The 14,464-nt window shown below is 64.3% G+C and carries 14 protein-coding genes; 6 read left to right on the top strand and 8 right to left on the bottom strand.

Annotated elements, in window-relative coordinates:
• The first annotated feature begins 50 nt into the window (after positions 1–50).
• Together E5J99_RS07375 and E5J99_RS07370 are read left to right on the top strand one after the other, a co-directional pair.
• Entirely contained in the window at positions 51–971 is a 921-nt protein-coding gene (locus E5J99_RS07375; protein WP_135497079.1) for a universal stress protein, read from the top strand.
• A 47-nt stretch (positions 972–1,018) separates the two neighbouring features.
• On the top strand, positions 1,019–1,726 hold the full coding sequence (locus E5J99_RS07370; protein WP_135497078.1) for a hypothetical protein: 708 nt from the start codon (positions 1,019–1,021) through the stop codon (positions 1,724–1,726).
• A gap of 82 nt (positions 1,727–1,808) precedes the next feature.
• On the opposite strand, the gene E5J99_RS07365 is transcribed toward E5J99_RS07370, so the two are convergent.
• Together E5J99_RS07365 and hemA are read right to left on the bottom strand one after the other, a co-directional pair.
• Complete coding sequence (locus tag E5J99_RS07365; RefSeq protein ID WP_135497077.1) at positions 1,809–2,669, bottom strand: universal stress protein; 861 nt, start codon at positions 2,667–2,669, stop codon at positions 1,809–1,811.
• 177 nt (positions 2,670–2,846) lie between these two features.
• On the bottom strand, positions 2,847–4,244 hold the full coding sequence (gene hemA, locus E5J99_RS07360; RefSeq protein ID WP_317128818.1) for a glutamyl-tRNA reductase: 1,398 nt from the start codon (positions 4,242–4,244) through the stop codon (positions 2,847–2,849).
• Between the two features lie 134 nt (positions 4,245–4,378).
• Between hemA and E5J99_RS07355 the strand changes: the two genes are divergently transcribed.
• Together E5J99_RS07355 and E5J99_RS07350 are read left to right on the top strand one after the other, a co-directional pair.
• Positions 4,379–4,774, top strand: a complete 396-nt coding sequence (locus tag E5J99_RS07355) for a hypothetical protein (RefSeq protein ID WP_135497076.1) — start codon at positions 4,379–4,381, stop codon at positions 4,772–4,774.
• 51 nt (positions 4,775–4,825) lie between these two features.
• On the top strand, positions 4,826–5,737 hold the full coding sequence (locus tag E5J99_RS07350) for a bestrophin family protein (protein WP_135497075.1): 912 nt from the start codon (positions 4,826–4,828) through the stop codon (positions 5,735–5,737).
• Between the two features lie 586 nt (positions 5,738–6,323).
• Here E5J99_RS07350 and E5J99_RS07345 read toward each other — a convergent pair.
• Positions 6,324–7,694, bottom strand: a complete 1,371-nt coding sequence (locus E5J99_RS07345) for a DUF389 domain-containing protein (RefSeq protein WP_135497074.1) — start codon at positions 7,692–7,694, stop codon at positions 6,324–6,326.
• A 245-nt stretch (positions 7,695–7,939) separates the two neighbouring features.
• On the opposite strand from E5J99_RS07345, the gene E5J99_RS07340 reads away from it, so the two are divergent.
• Positions 7,940–9,208 carry a cation:proton antiporter gene (locus tag E5J99_RS07340; RefSeq protein WP_135497073.1) on the top strand — a complete coding sequence of 423 codons (1,269 nt, stop codon included), beginning with the start codon at positions 7,940–7,942 and terminating at the stop codon, positions 9,206–9,208.
• Positions 9,209–9,268: 60 nt separating this feature from the next.
• Complete coding sequence (locus tag E5J99_RS07335; protein WP_135497072.1) at positions 9,269–10,594, top strand: DUF2254 domain-containing protein; 1,326 nt, start codon at positions 9,269–9,271, stop codon at positions 10,592–10,594.
• A 101-nt stretch (positions 10,595–10,695) separates the two neighbouring features.
• Here E5J99_RS07335 and E5J99_RS07330 read toward each other — a convergent pair whose 3' ends face one another.
• The 5 genes from E5J99_RS07330 to chrA form a co-directional block, all read right to left on the bottom strand.
• Entirely contained in the window at positions 10,696–11,103 is a 408-nt protein-coding gene (locus E5J99_RS07330) for a hypothetical protein (RefSeq protein WP_135497071.1), read from the bottom strand.
• A gap of 135 nt (positions 11,104–11,238) precedes the next feature.
• Positions 11,239–12,516 (bottom strand): cation:proton antiporter, encoded by a 1,278-nt coding sequence (locus E5J99_RS07325; protein WP_135497070.1) that lies wholly within the window; start codon positions 12,514–12,516, stop codon positions 11,239–11,241.
• Between the two features lie 60 nt (positions 12,517–12,576).
• Positions 12,577–12,924, bottom strand: coding sequence for a hypothetical protein (locus tag E5J99_RS07320; RefSeq protein ID WP_135497069.1), 348 nt, complete (start codon positions 12,922–12,924; stop codon positions 12,577–12,579).
• Between the two features lie 57 nt (positions 12,925–12,981).
• Complete coding sequence (locus tag E5J99_RS07315; protein ID WP_135497120.1) at positions 12,982–13,071, bottom strand: DUF2179 domain-containing protein; 90 nt, start codon at positions 13,069–13,071, stop codon at positions 12,982–12,984.
• 167 nt (positions 13,072–13,238) lie between these two features.
• Complete coding sequence (gene chrA / locus E5J99_RS07310) at positions 13,239–14,426, bottom strand: chromate efflux transporter (RefSeq protein WP_135497068.1); 1,188 nt, start codon at positions 14,424–14,426, stop codon at positions 13,239–13,241.
• Positions 14,427–14,464 lie beyond the last annotated feature (38 nt).

Here is a 14,464-nt window from a genome sequence, read left to right as displayed (position 1 = left end):
CTGCTTAATTCTTCATTCCCCATTCTTCGGCCTTCTGCCTGCTTTCGCCCATGAAAACCATCCTCGTTCCCATCGACCACACCCCCGCCGCCGAGCACACCCTGGCCTACGCCAACAAGCTGGCCGTGCGCTGGCCGGCGGAAGTGGTGCTGCTGTACTGCCACCAGCCCGATGCTGCGACCGACGAGCCGGCCACCGTGCTGCTGGCCCAGGAACAGCGCCTGCGCGGGCTGGTGGAGCGCCTGCGCTACCAGCAGCTCACCCGCCAGAACGGCCGCCGGATTCAGTACCGCTACCGGGTGCTGGCCGGCTGCCTGCACGACCACGTGCAGGCCGAAGCCGCCGCCTGCGCCGCTGACCTCGTGGTGATGGGCCTGGAACACATCGACTGCGGCCAGCAAGTGGCCCCCGGCAACCACGCGGCTACCATCACCGCCTTAGTCAGCTGCCCGGTGCTGATAGTGCCGGCCGGCCGGCGGTCTTTACCCAATCGCCTGGTTTTCTCCGCCGATTTCGACGCCCTGAACCTGCACCTGCTGCCCCGGCTCTCAGGCCTGGCCAGTGCCTTTCCGGGGCCGCTGGATTTGGTGCAGTTCTACCCGCACACGGCCCGGCCCCGGCGGCGGCACCTGAAGCAGGCCCTGGGCCGGGCCGCGGCCCAGCTCACCTGGCCCACCATCACCGAGCACCTGGTGGAAGACGACGCCCCGCTGGAAGGCATCAGTGAGTACTGCGCCCGCACCCAGGCGCAGCTGCTCATCATTGTCCCGGCCGATACCGCGCAGCTGCTGCGCTACTTCGACCTGTGCTATACCCAAACGCAGGCCTACCACACCCAAATCCCGGTGCTGGTGCTGCGGGCGGCCGAGCAACCAGTCACGGACACCTGCTGCGAGCACTGCCACGAACGGCTGGCGCAGGAAGCAGCCGCCACCCGGCTTGCCGCTTACCGCGCCGTGCCCTGGGTGTGATGGCGCAGTGCGGCCCACCTTCCTTTTGTTACTTTCCCCCTGAGCCCATGCGCATTCCCCCCATCCTCGCCGCTGCCGCACTTTCCTTATTGCTGGTAGCCTGCGACACCAAAAACCCCAACGGCATGCCCGACGAAACGGCTGGCCAGGGCACCATGCAGGTCGCCACCGACAACCTGCCCAAGCCCGACTCTGCCGCCGCGCGCACTGAAAACCCGGTGATGCCCGCCGATACGTCGGTGGCCGGTGCCTGGCTGCTGCTGGAAGGCGCTTTGCGCGGCCACGATGCCGAGGTGCTCAACCAGCTGATCGACCCGGAGTTTGGCCTCTGGATTCTGGAGCAGCCCGGCGCGATGCCGCTGGTGACGCGGGTGGCCGAGGTGGGCGCTTTTCGCCGTGCCTACCAGAACCTGCCCCTCTTTTCGCTGGACAAGCAGCTGATGACCTGCCCGCAGCTGCGCGTCATGCAGCAGCTGCCCGCAGCGGATTGCGGCCTGCAAACCAGGCAGAACGCGGGATTTGCCCAGCAGGGCTGCTTCGCCGGCCCCGCCACCGCTTTTCGGAGCCTGGAATTTTGGGCGAGTGCTACCGTGAAAGGCGGCACGGCGGCCCAGGGCAAGGCCGCGCAGGGCCGTACCGTACGCACGGTGCTGCAAACCCGCACGGGCTTCCGGTTTCACTTTGCTAAATCGGCGGGGGCCGGGGGGCGCTGGCGGCTCATCTTCATCGACCTGCGCGAGCCCTGTACGGCCTGAAGTCCTGGGTATATAAACGAAAACACCCGGCTGAATTATCGGCCGGGTGTTTTCAGTTGGAGCTATGAGCCCAATAGTTGGCCTACGCCAGCTTGAAAGTGAGCACCGGCGGAAAGGCATGAGTAGCCACGGATTCGGCGATGCTGGTGTGCAGGAAGCGGTGCCGGCCGGTGCGGCCGTGGGTGGGAACAACCAGCAGATTCGCCTGCACCTGCCGGGCATACCTGGGGATACCCTCGCTGGGGCTGGAGTCGATAAAAACGGCCGGCCGCGGGTGCTGCAGGCCGTGGCGCTGCGCAAAAGCCGTGATTTGTGCCTGCACAGCGGCGCGCTGCGCTTCGTCTTCTATTACTTGCAGCAGGTGCAGCTCGGCGTCGGGGAACAGGGCCTGCACCTGACGCAGGCCGCGCACGGCCTGGTCGGCTTCAGCCGTGAAGTCGGACGCGAACAGGATGCGGCGCGGCGCAAAATCCGCCACGGCATATTTCACGGTGAGCACCGGGCAGGGAGCCAGCCGCACCAGCTGCTCGGTGTGTGAGCCTTCGAAAAGAACTTCCGTTTCCGTATGAATCTGGGCACCGACAACCACCAAATCGATGTGCTGCTCTTCGATGGTCTGCAGGATGGCTGAGTCGGTGCGGGCCGTCAGCACCAGGTCGCGCACGGACACCGTGGGGCTGGTCCGGCTGGCTTCGCTCACCAGCTCGTGCATGCGCCGCCTGGTTTCTTTCAGCAGCTGAGGCATCCATGCATCATCCATTCCTTCGTCGCGGTCCGGCAGCTCAATGCCCCCGACTGCCCCGCTGACAGTAGCCGTTTCGGGCACTTCCACCACGTGCAGCAGCGTCACGCGGCTGCCCAGGCGGCGGGCCAGCTGCAGGGCAACGTCAAAGGCGTGGTGCGATTCGGCGGAGAAGTCGGTGGGAACCAGCAGGTTTTTCATGAGGACAAGATGCGAAAAGGTGGGTTAGAGCGGACCTGGAGCGGGACCCGGCCTAACGCAAATATCCGGTTCCGTTCCGCCGCCCCGCATGAGCGGAACGAGCCGAAAAGGTGACGTTTGTCAGGCCGTCGGCGCCAGGCAGGTGATGAGTGAGGCTGGCTGGCGGGCCGTTCTGACCTAGGCCGGAACCGGCTGCCGCTCCAGATCAAACAACGCCGTGAGGGACTCCACCAGCTGGCCGGGCTCCCCGCGCTTGCAGGCGGCTTTGAGCTGTAGCACGGGCTGCCTGAGCACCTTTTGCATCAGCGACCGGGTGATTTTATCGAGCAGGCTGGCTTCGGCGGGGCTCATTTTCTTGCTGAAGCGCTTCATTTCGTCCTGCCGCAGCTGCTCCAGCGCGTTTTTCAGCTTCTGGATGGTGGGCGAAACCTCCATTTCCTCGCTCCAGTCCTGTAAGCCCGCCATGCTTTCGGCGATGATGGCCCGCACCTGCGGCACGGCCGCCAGCCGGCGCTCCAGGGCCGCGGAGGCTTTGCTCCGGATGGCATCCAATGGGTAGAGTAGCACGCCGGGCACCGTTTCCACGTCGGGGGCAATGCTGCGGGGCACCGACAGATCGACGAAGTATTTGTGGCTGAGTACCGCCGCGGGAGCCAGCAGCTGGGCCGTAATGACCGGTGCCGCGGCCGCCACTGAGGAAACAACTACATCCGCCTCCTGAATGCCTTGGGCAAGGTCAGCAAAGTCCAGCACCCGCAGGCCGCACTCGGTGGCCAGAGCATCGGCCTTGGCCCGCGTCCGGTTGCAGATGGTAACGTGCGCAAACCGGCGGCTGGCCCCGAAGTGCCGGGCTACATCCATTCCGAAGGGGCCCGCGCCCATGAGCAGCACCCGCGGACTGGCCAGATGGGCCGTCAGGTCTTCCACCAGCTGCAGCGTGGCGTAGGCGACCGAGGCCGCCCCGTCGCAAAAACCCGTTTCCTGGCGCACCCGCTTGTGGGTAAAAAACACGGTGTGCAGCAGCCGGTGCAGAAACGGTCCGGCCGCGTCTGCCTCGGCCGACCATTGGTACGCCTGCTTCACCTGGTGGCTGATTTGCTGGTCGCCGACTACCTGCGCGTCCAGGCCCATAGCCACTTCAAACAGATGACCTACGGCGGCATTGGCACCGGTAGTGCTGGTAAAATAGGGCGCTATCTGGGCGGTATCGGGAAGACTCTTCAGGTGGGCCAGCTCGCTGAGAATAGCGTCGCACTGGTCCTGTGGGGCGCTGTAGTAGACCTCCGTGCGGTTGCAGGTGCTCAGCACCAGCACATCCGTCAGGCCCAGCTCCTGGCTCAGGATGAGCAACAGCTGGCGGCAGGCCGGCTCGTCCAGGGCCAGCTGCTCGCGGATGGCGAGCGGCGCTTTCCGGTGGGTGAGGCTGATAACTTTAAAGCGCTGGTTCATGCGGCGAAACGAAGAGGAGGGACCCGCCACCCGCGCTCTTGCGGGCGGGGCGGCCACCAACAAAGGTCCCTTATACTTCAGGCGGAAAGCATGACGCACGTCACTCACCCGCCTGATTGGTGTCATGGCCGGCCGGGAAAGGTTACCTTTATGGGGTAAACCCAGGTGCTCAACCGGACTGCATCAGTGCCGAAGCCCAACCCCGGCGTCGGTGCAGGCCTTAGCATCATCTTCCCGGCCTGGAGTCCTTGCTCTACTAAATGAAACACCGTATTCTTCACGAATCCGCTACCCTGGTGCTGGAATACGACGTCGTGTCGGACTACATCCACGCCATTTGGGCGCGGGAACAAACGCCGGCCACCATCGAAGCCGGCTACGAACTGATTCTGGCGTGTTTGGGCCGCCAGCACTGCCACCGGCTGCTGGATAACCACGCCGCCATCCACGGCTATTGGGCCGACATGGCGGCGTGGTTCAGTCTGGACTGGTACCCGCGGGCCCGCCGTGCCGGGCTGGAATATCACGCGGTGGTTTATTCGACGGACTATTTAGGGCGGCGCTCCACTGAAGAAGCGCTACACGGCATTGTGAGCGGGGCCGTTGCCGGCTTCGAGGACCTGGCCGTGGCCCGGCGGGCGCTGCTGAACCAGTAGTACCGCCGGCCCCGTTCCCGATTCCTAACGGCGTAACCACCCCTGTTTGCCATGCTGCTCAACGCCCGGTTTCCCCTGCGCTACATTTTCAAGCACATCCGGGCCGATGTCGTGCGGGTGCTGCTCATTTCCAGCTTTTTTCACCTGCTAAAGCTCGGGCTCGGCGAGTACCTGCCGCTGATTCCTCTGCAGCTACCCACCATTCTGGGCAGTTCGATTGCCCTGCTGCTGGCCTTCAAAACCAGCCAGTCGTACGACCGGTGGTGGGAGGCGCGCAAGATTTGGGGCGCCATCGCCAACGACTCCCGCACGCTGGTGCTGCAGATTCGCACGTTTGTGACCAATGAAGGTTTGCGCCCGGCGGCCCTGGATTCGCCCTTGCGAACCACTGCCTACCGCCAAATTGCGTGGTGCTACTGCCTGGGTCAAACCTTGCGCGGGCTGGACCCCCTGGCCGGGCTGGCCGCCCATCTGGGCGAGCCGGACCTGGCGTATTTGCGGCCGCAGGCCAACAAACCTTTTGCCCTGCTGGCCCTGCACTCCGACCAATTGCAAGGCTTGTTGCAGAGCCAGGCCATCAACGCCTACCAGCAAGTGCAGCTCGATGCGACGCTGGTGCGCCTCTGCGATGCCATGGGCCAGGCTGAACGCATTAAAACTACGGTGTTTCCGGTGAGCTACCGGCTGCTGGTGTACCTGTTTATCTACCTGTTTCTGATGACGTTGTCTCTGGGCTTGGTCAAGACCATCGGGCTGTGGGAAATTCCGGTGCTGCTGACCACGGCTTCCTCGTTTTTTCTGCTGGAACGCACCGCGCGCTACCTGCAGGACCCCTTCAACAACAAGCCCACCGATACGCCGGTCACGGCCATTGCCCGCACCGTCGAAATCAACCTCAAGCAGCTGCTGCAGGAGCCAGAGGTGCCCGCGCCTCTGGCCCCCGAAGCTTTTTTCCTGATGTGAGGTCCGCGCCCGCCTAGCCGGACTTCCGCAGGCGCGGGATGCCTCAGCAGGTGATGAGGCCAATGCCAATGCCTAGGCCAGTGGGGCGGCTTTGCGCGACATGGACCAGGGCGACACCACCCGTAGCAACCAGCTCCTGCAGCAGATGAGCCACGTCTTAAACGGCTAAGCTAAAGCAACAGAACAAGGATGCGGCATTCAATAGGCGGCTCTGGAAGTATGCAGGCATCGGATGCTGCGGCAGCAAGTGGTACTCATGCCGCACGCGGTTTCTTTGGCTCACCGTGTGCAGCAGCTGGTGAAGCTGGAACAGCCTGATTTCACGCAGACCCAGAGGCACCAAGCTCTGACGGCATGTAAGGTGCCACGGCTCTGGCAAGAAGCCCCCGTGCCGCAGCGGTGCAGGCCCAAGCTGTAGAATTGACCCTGGTGAAAAGGTTGGTCTGAAAGGCGTATCCCGTTCAATAAGGACACGTTGTCGGTGATTATTAACCAAGTCAGGCAGCCTTGAAGTAGGCCCGCGCTGGAGTCGGCGGTTTCCCCTGTTCGTTTAACAACATCCACAAGTAGCGAAGCTACAGCTCATTTACTTGTCAAGCGCCGGGTTGAGCAACAGCTCCACGGCGCGCTTGCCTCCGGCCCGCAGGGTTAGCCACTGCCGCAGGCGCTGTTGCTCGGCCACCGGCAGCGGCCGCGCGGTGCGCACCGCCACCACCACGGTGGTATCGGCCCGGAGCGAATCGGCCGCCGGTTGCACAAGTCGGCTCAGGCCGAGCTGGCGCACCGTGGGGTGCTCTACCTGCACTTCGCGCAGCAGGGCCGACGCGGCGGGCAGGCCGGTCAGGGCCGGTTGTCCGGCCTGGGTGAGCACCTGCTGCAGCTGAGCCAGCCGGGCATCGTAGCCGGCCAGGGTTTGCTCGTTGCGGCTGCGCACGTCTTCCAGCACGCTGTTGCGCATGGTCTGGGCATCGACGGAGTCCAGCTGCGCCAGGCCCTGGCGCACCGTCAGTTGGGCGTTGGGCAGACGGTAACGGGCCAGCTCGTTCCGGGCTTTGCTCAGCTGGGCCCGCGTGAGCGTTTCGCCGGTCAGCAGCACATTGATGGTGCGCGTATCGGCTTCGATGCGGCGCGTGACTACAAACGTACCGGGTAGGTTCAGCTGCTCGTCCACGAACTGCTGGGCATTGTGGGCAAACACCGTGCGTTGCACGATGCGGGCCGCCAAGTAGACGCTGGGCCCACCCGTGAGCAGGGCCACGGCCCAGACGGCGAGCTGCACCCGCTGGGCCCGCTGGCGGCTGACGAAGGTATGGTGCGGCAGCGGCAGGATGCGTGCTACCAGAAAGGTGGCCAGGCTGATGAACACGCTGTTGATAAAAAACAGGTACAGCGCCCCAAACAGGTAGCTCCAATGGGCCGTGGCCAGCCCGTAGCCGGCCGTGCACAGGGGCGGCATTAGGGCCGTGGCAATGGCCACGCCGGGAATGGTGTTGCCCCGCGAGCGGCGGGTGAGGCCCACGGCGCCGGCCGCCCCGCCAAACAGGGCAATGAGCACGTCCCAGGCGGTTGGCTGGGTGCGGGCCAGCAGCTCGGAGCCCGCGTCGGTGAGTGGGGTGAGCCGGAAGTATAGGGTCGAAACCAGCAGGCTGATGCCGGCCGCGATGAACAGGTTTTTCAGGCCCCGCCGCACCAGGTCTACCTCCACCGTGGCTGCCCCGAAGCCGATGCCCACGATGGGCCCCATGAGTGGGGAGATGAGCATGGCCCCGATGATAACGGCTGTGGAGTTGACGTTGAGCCCCACCGAAGCCACCAGAATGGCGAACATAAGCACCCACAGGTTGGTGCCCCGAAAGCTCATGCCGTCTTCTACGTTGGCCACGATGTCGGCCGGGTCGGCCATATCGTGCACCAAGTCAAAACGGGTACGCAGCCAGCGAAAAAAGGAAATATTCATAGGCAGAAAGAGAAGTAAGCAGCCTCCGTTGGCACCGGGTAGTCACCAGTCTTTTTGCGGAAGCCCGCACCCCGGCCGGGGGCTGAGGAAACGCAGCTTGGGGTGCTTGAGCCAGCCAAAGTACCGCCTTACCGGCTAAATACCCAATGAGTATCCGTAGCTGCGCTGGTGACGGCCTGCTCTGGCGTGTCAACAAAGTCTGCCAAATTCGCGTCTACTAGATTTTAACCCGTACCCCTCAATTGATGGAATTATACAACACCCTGGCCCTGCTCATCGTGGTAGCCGCCATATTTGGCTACGTCAACCACCGCTTCCTGAAGCTGCCGGGAACCATCGGGCTGATGGTGTTGGCCCTGGTTTCGTCGCTGCTGGCCATTGGCTTGGGCAAGCTCGGCGTGGATTGGGTGCTCACGGCGGGTCAGCTGGTGCGCAGCATCGACTTCCACACCGTGCTCATGCAGGTAATGCTGAGTTTTCTGCTGTTTGCCGGCGCCCTCCACGTCGACTTGCGGGCTTTGGGCAAAGAAGGGGTGGCGGTGGGGGCCATGGCCACGGCCGGCACGCTGCTGTCCACGGGCCTGGTCGGCACGGCGTTCTACTACCTGCTGCCGCTGTTTGGCCTGCCCACCGACTTTATCTACTGCCTGCTGTTCGGGGCGCTTATTTCTCCCACCGACCCCATTGCCGTGCTGGGTATTCTCAAGGAAGCACGCATCGACAAGCGCCTGGAAATCCGCATTGTGGGCGAATCCCTCTTCAACGACGGCATTGCCGTGGTCGTGTTCGTGAGCCTGTTTCAGATAGCCAAGTTCGGGGCCGCGCAGGCCACGCCCGCCGTGATTGGCCAGCTGTTTCTGCAGGAAGCCGTGGGTGGCATTGCCCTGGGGGCGGCGCTGGGGTATGCCGGGTTCTGGGCCCTGCGCAGCATCGACCACTACCAGGTGGAGGTGATGATTACCCTGGCCCTGGTGATGGGGGGCACGGCCCTGGCCACGCGGCTGCACACCTCGGGGCCACTGGCCATCGTGGTGGCGGGGCTGATTGTGGGCGACAAGGGCCGGCAGCTGGGTATGTCGGACGTGACGCGGGAGTACCTGGACAAGTTCTGGGAGCTGCTCGATGAGATTCTCAACGCAGTGCTCTTCGTGCTAATCGGTCTGGAAATGCTTATCCTCGACATCAGCCGCACGACGCTGCTGGTGGGCGTCGTGGCCATCGTGGTGGTGCTGCTGGCCCGCTGGGTATCGGTGGGCCTGCCGCTGGTGCTACTCAAGCGCTTTTACCCCTTCGACCGGCAAACCCTGCGCGTGCTGACCTGGGGAGGGCTGCGGGGCGGTATCTCCGTGGCGCTGGCCTTGTCACTACCCGAGTCCATGCCCCGCGACCTGATTGTGGGCATCACCTACGTGGTGGTCATCTTCAGCATCATCGTGCAGGGGCTCAGCATCGGACCGTTGGTCAAGAAGCTGGGCCTGAGTACCGGCGAGGCTCCGGCCGATGCGGGGCACTAAACCGAGGACGTCGGAAGCGGAGTACAACTTTACGCCGGCCCTGGCACTATCTACCGAAACATGAACCGACTCCGCGCCCTGTGGCAGAATGTCAACGCCAGCCTGTGGTTTGTGCCCACGCTGATGGTGGCCGGGGCCATTGCGCTGGCCTTTGCGCTGGTGTTTCTCGACGCCGGAATCAGCCACGACTGGCTGCCGGACTACCCGCTACTGTTCGGCGCGGGCGCGGACGGGGCCCGGGGCATGCTCACGGCCATTGCCGGCTCCATGGTCACGGTAGCCGCCCTGATATTCTCTCTGACGCTGAGTACCTTGGCTCAGGTATCGAGCCAGTACACTTCCAGGGTGTTGCGCAACTTCATGCGCGACCGGGCCAACCAAACGGTACTGGGCTTCTTTGTCAGCATTTTCGCCTACTGCCTCATTGTGTTGCGCACCATCCGCGGGGGCGACGAAGGCGGTTTCATTCCTTCTTTGGCCGTGCTCATGGGGCTGGTGCTGGCCCTGGTCAGCATCGGGGTGCTGATATTCTTTATTCACCACATGGCCACCGCCATTCAGGCGTCCACCATCATCCGCCACGCCACCGAGGAGACCCACGCGGCCATCACCCGGCTGTTTCCCGACCAGTTGGGGGAGGAAGCCGACCCGCAGCAGGCGCGGGACCTGCTTCAGCAGGCCGGGAAACTGCGCTGGCAGCCGGTGCCGGCCCAAGGAACCGGCTACGTGCAGAGTCTGGATGAGGAAGGGCTGCTGGTCGTGGCCCGGCAGCTGGCCGGCGTGGTACGTATGGAACACGGTATCGGCGGTTTCGTGGCCCGCAGCACGGCGCTGGTGAGCGTGGCCCGCTACGAGGGAACCGCCGGAGCGCTGACCGAGGAGCTCACGGCTCAGGTCAACGCTTGTTTTAGCCTAGGCCGCCAGCGCACCATCGAGCAGGACGCGGGCTTTGGTTTGCGCCAGATTGTCGATATTGCCCTGAAGGCCCTTTCCCCGGGCATCAACGACACCACCACGGCCATCATCTGCGTCGATCATCTGGGCGCTTTGCTCGCGCAGCTGGCGGACCGTCGTTTCGAAGGGCCCTTACGCGCTGACCAGCAGCGGGTGCGCATCATTGCCGTGCGTCCGACGTTTGAGAAATACGTGGCCACGGCCTTCGACCAGATACGGCTGAGCGCCGACGGCAACGCGGCCGTGTACCTGCGCCTGCTTACGACGCTGGCTACCATTGGCCAGCGTAATGGGACGGCGGAGCGCCGCCGCGCCTTGCGCCAGCAAGCCGATCTGATTGCCGAAGCCGCCCGGCGCACTCTCCCCACGGACTACGAGCGGGAACAGGTGCGCCAGCGGCTGGAGGAAGTGCTGCCGGGGCTGAATACCTAATGGCGATACGTCTGAGAAGCCGAGGGCTGGCAGGGGCTGCTGGCTTGGGGGCGTGATTGAAGAAAATACAGACACAATAGCCAAGTGGTGCCGGCAGGCAGCTAGGCTGCGGTTAGCCAGGCCGAGGCTTGGTCCAAATCCTCGAAGACGGCTACCTCCAGGTGGCGGCACAGGCCGTTCAGCACGATTTCTGTGTGCAGGCGACGAGCCGGGTCGGGCGTAGGCAGCGCTGCGTACCGGGCCAGGGCCGTCACGGCTATTGTTTCGGGCAGCCACTGTTCGAGTAGCCACTCCCGGTCCGCTTCGTCGGGGGCAGTGGGCATGGCCTGGTGGTCGGCTAAAATGGCTTTCAGCTTATACCGCTCTAGGAGGTTGCGAACGTGGCTATAGAGGGCCCGAAACTCCCCGCTGGTCAGCGGTTCCCCCGACCAATGCAGATAGACGTAGCTATGGGGTACGAAATCAACCGACCCTACGGCATTGGAAAAATAAAAACGAGTAGGAACCACGCGACTGAGTTAAGACAAAAACAAATGTAGTACGGGTTGATGGGGATAGCACGAGAGTAGGCACAGAAAGTATCGGTAGAGAAAATCTGCGCAGGCGGGCGTTTCACAATACGGCTCATATGGAAAGAGGAATCCCTATTCGGGAACGGTCTTGGCGTCCGCGTTGATTTCGGCGGTGCTGGGGCGGCCATGGCGCCGGTCCAGCCAGTTCATAACAGGCGTGGCCAGTACCCCGTGCAGCACAACCGAGACCAGAATGGTGAAGCCCAGCATGGCCCAGAGCAGGCGGGCCTGCGGAAAGGGGGCCTTTTCCAGCGCAAAAGCAATGTAAAAGATGGAGCCAATGCCCCGAATGCCAAAGAAGGAAATTACCCCGCGCTCGGCCACGGTCACATGCTTAGACCTCATAAGGGTGAGCATGCCGCCCAACGGCCGCAGCACCAGCAGCAGCAGCAGGCACACCGCGGCGGCGGGCCAGGTGAGCGGGGCCAGCAGCCCGCCCGCGAGGGCTCCGCCGAATAGAATGAGGATGATGACAATCAGCAGGCGCTCCATCTGGTCGGTGAAGGCGTGCATCTGCTTGTGGTACTCGTGCTTGCGCTCGCGGCTGCGCAGTGTCACGGCGGCCACGAACACGGCCAGGAAGCCGTAGCCGTGCAGCAGCTCGGTCACGCCGTAGCTGGTGAGCGTCACGGCCAGCGCCACGAAGCCGTAGGCGCTCGGTTTGAGGCTAAGCCGCTTGGGCAGGTTGAAAATCAGGTAGGACAGCAGCCGGCCCGAAAGCCATCCGAGTCCCACGCCCGCCGCCACGCGGTACAGCCCGTCCAGCCATGCCCACTCCAGCAGCCGGGCCGACAGGGGCAGTGCCGCCGGCAGCAGGGCCAGGGCCAGGTACACAAAGGGGAAGGCTAGGCCGTCGTTCAGGCCCGCTTCGCCGGTGAGGGCAAAGCGTACGTTGTCCTCGCGGCCCTCGCCGGGGTCGCCCACCTGCACGTCGCCGGCCAGCACGGGGTCGGTGGGGGCCAGCGCGGCGGCCAGCAGCAGGGCCGAGGGTAGGGCCAGCCCGGCCAGGGCCCAGCCCGCCAGCGTCAGCCCCGCGATAGTGAACCCCATCAGCACCAGCACCAGCAGCAGCGGCGTGCGCCAGGTGCGCAGCGAAAACGGCCGGTCAATTTTCAGGCCCGTACCGGTCAGGGCCACGATGACGCACAGCTCCGACAGGTGGGTCACCAGCTTGGGGTGCTGAAAGGGATCAGCCGCTGGCAGTCCCAGCGGCAGGGTGTACACGCCCAGCCCCAGCCCGATGTAGAGAATGGGGTACGAAAGCGGGAATTTCTCCAGCAGCGAGGGCAGCCATGCCACGCCCAGAATGGCGACGCCCAGCAAGACCAGGGCAACGTTGTAAATCGACATAGAAAAGCAAAAGCAGGCCCGAGCGGCCCTGTGGGCAGGTAAATAGTACCGTACGAAATATTACCGCCCGAGTGGCTGCAACGGGTCAGTACCCTCGCACTGCAGCGGACCACGGTAACGTCCCCGTGCACCTCGTATTCCCGCGAACAGATGGTGAACGTGGTGGGGGGAGCGGATGGTGAGGTTGTCGGCCGGCAGGGCGCCCAGCGTGTCGTAAAGGGTTTTGAGGGCCCGCTGACAGTGCTGCTGGTAAGCCGTCAGGTGGCTGCATTCAGCGGTGGACAGGGGTTCTTCCCGGTAGCCGTCGAGCACGTCGTACAACGGGTTGAACCGGCAATGCACCACGAGCTGCGGGGTGATGGCGAGCCATTCCCGGGCAGCCAAGTGCTCAGTTAAGGACTGGACCATGCGAAACTGATTAGAGGCGGGAAGGAGCCCGGGACCAAACCGGTCGGCCAAGCCAGCTTAGTGGAGCGGGCGCTTCTTGACGAGGCCGCCCTTGGTTTCGCGCACGCTGTGCATCACCACGAAGGCCTGCGGGTCGATGCGGTCGATTTCCTCCTATACCATCGGCACCAACCTTTTACCGGGGCCAACGCTGCTAAATCTCTCGCTCTTCAGCGGCGTGTTGGACCTAATAAATATGGTAATCAGTTTGTTGAATTCTGTGCCACCCTGGGTTTAGGCCGCTCCGCAGGTGGGGGAAAGGCAGGAGGGTAATTTCATAGCAGGCCGGTTTGTTGCAGTCCATAGCCCAGCGCCGCCCCGCCCAGCACCAGCCAGGCCGAGCTGACCTTGTAGCGCAGCAGTAGCACGGCGCTGACCACCGCCAGCGCCACCGTAGGCCCGTCCAGCAGGGCCGTGCGGGCCAGCGTGAGCGAAACGGCCGCCATCAGGGCCCAGGAGGCGGCGTTCAGCCCATCGAGGAAGGCCCCGGCCAGCGGGGATTGCCGGAGCTGGGCCACCAGCTTAAGGCTCAGCCCCACGAATAGGAAGGCGGGCAGGAAGATGCCCACGGTGGCCACCAGCGCTCCGCGCCAGCCCTGCAACACGTAGCCCACGAAGGTGGCGGTGGTAAATACCGGACCCGGCGTCACCTGGCCCACCACCACGGCGTCGAGCAGCTGGCCCTGGCTGAGCCAGTGGAAACGCTGCACCAGGTCGGCGTCGAGGAAAGCCAGCAGCACGTAGCCGCTGCCGTAGAGCACCGAGCCGATTTTAACAAAGGCCAGCCCCAACGGCAGCAGCCCGAGCGGGGCCGCGGCCCCAGTCGCAGGAGTACCGCCCGGCCCCAGGCCCAGCAGGGCCGGCAGCAGGGCCAGGGCCGCCACCGCCGCCACCAGGAGCAGCAGGGCCGGCGGTACTTTTTTATGCGCCAACGTTGGCCAGCGCCGCGCGCCGCTAGCCACGCCCGCCGCGAAGAGCAGCAGCAGCTCATTGGCCCCCAACAGGCCCAGGCCCAGCGCCCCCACGGCGATGCCCCGCAGCGACCAGGTGCGCAGCGCCGATTTACCCAGGCTCCAGAGCGCCTGCGCCACGACGGCCACGATGACGGGCTTGACGCCATAGAGTACGCCGGCGAGCGCCGGCAGCGTGCCGAAGCGCACGTAGGCCCAGGCAAACGCCATGACGATGAACACGGCCGGCAGGATAAAGCAGGTGCCGGCCACCAGCAGTCCGGCCCAGCCGCGCCGCTCGTAGCCGATGTGAATGGCCAACTCGGTGGAGTTGGGGCCGGGAATCAGATTGGCCGCGCTCAACAAATCCAGAAACTGCTGCTGGGTGAGCCAGCCCCGGCGGCGCACGACCTCCTCTTCCATCAGGGCGACGTGGGCGGCCGGCCCACCGAAGGCCGTAGAGCCCAGGCGCAGAAACAGCAGGGCTAGTTCAGACAGAGAGGTAGGGGGCATGAAGGCATACGAGCATCGTTCGGGAGAGGGCAGGCGAG

Origin of the sequence: Hymenobacter elongatus (assembly GCF_004745955.1) — a bacterium.
GTDB classification, from domain to species: Bacteria; Bacteroidota; Bacteroidia; order Cytophagales; family Hymenobacteraceae; genus Hymenobacter; species Hymenobacter elongatus.
The sequence above is the reverse complement of the archived record's forward strand: the minus strand, read 5'-3'. Positions and strand labels throughout refer to the sequence as shown.

Coding starts and splice junctions, on each gene's coding strand:
- hemA (WP_317128818.1), bottom strand. CDS start 4,244: ATGACACCAATCAGGCGGGTGAGTGACGTGCGTCATGCTTTCCGCCTG.
- E5J99_RS07340 (WP_135497073.1), top strand. CDS start 7,940: ATGGAATTATACAACACCCTGGCCCTGCTCATCGTGGTAGCCGCCATA.
- E5J99_RS07345 (WP_135497074.1), bottom strand. CDS start 7,694: ATGAATATTTCCTTTTTTCGCTGGCTGCGTACCCGTTTTGACTTGGTG.
- E5J99_RS07320 (WP_135497069.1), bottom strand. CDS start 12,924: ATGGTCCAGTCCTTAACTGAGCACTTGGCTGCCCGGGAATGGCTCGCC.
- E5J99_RS07325 (WP_135497070.1), bottom strand. CDS start 12,516: ATGTCGATTTACAACGTTGCCCTGGTCTTGCTGGGCGTCGCCATTCTG.
- E5J99_RS07335 (WP_135497072.1), top strand. CDS start 9,269: ATGAACCGACTCCGCGCCCTGTGGCAGAATGTCAACGCCAGCCTGTGG.
- chrA (WP_135497068.1), bottom strand. CDS start 14,426: ATGCCCCCTACCTCTCTGTCTGAACTAGCCCTGCTGTTTCTGCGCCTG.
- E5J99_RS07370 (WP_135497078.1), top strand. CDS start 1,019: ATGCGCATTCCCCCCATCCTCGCCGCTGCCGCACTTTCCTTATTGCTG.
- E5J99_RS07365 (WP_135497077.1), bottom strand. CDS start 2,669: ATGAAAAACCTGCTGGTTCCCACCGACTTCTCCGCCGAATCGCACCAC.
- E5J99_RS07375 (WP_135497079.1), top strand. CDS start 51: ATGAAAACCATCCTCGTTCCCATCGACCACACCCCCGCCGCCGAGCAC.
- E5J99_RS07350 (WP_135497075.1), top strand. CDS start 4,826: ATGCTGCTCAACGCCCGGTTTCCCCTGCGCTACATTTTCAAGCACATC.
- E5J99_RS07355 (WP_135497076.1), top strand. CDS start 4,379: ATGAAACACCGTATTCTTCACGAATCCGCTACCCTGGTGCTGGAATAC.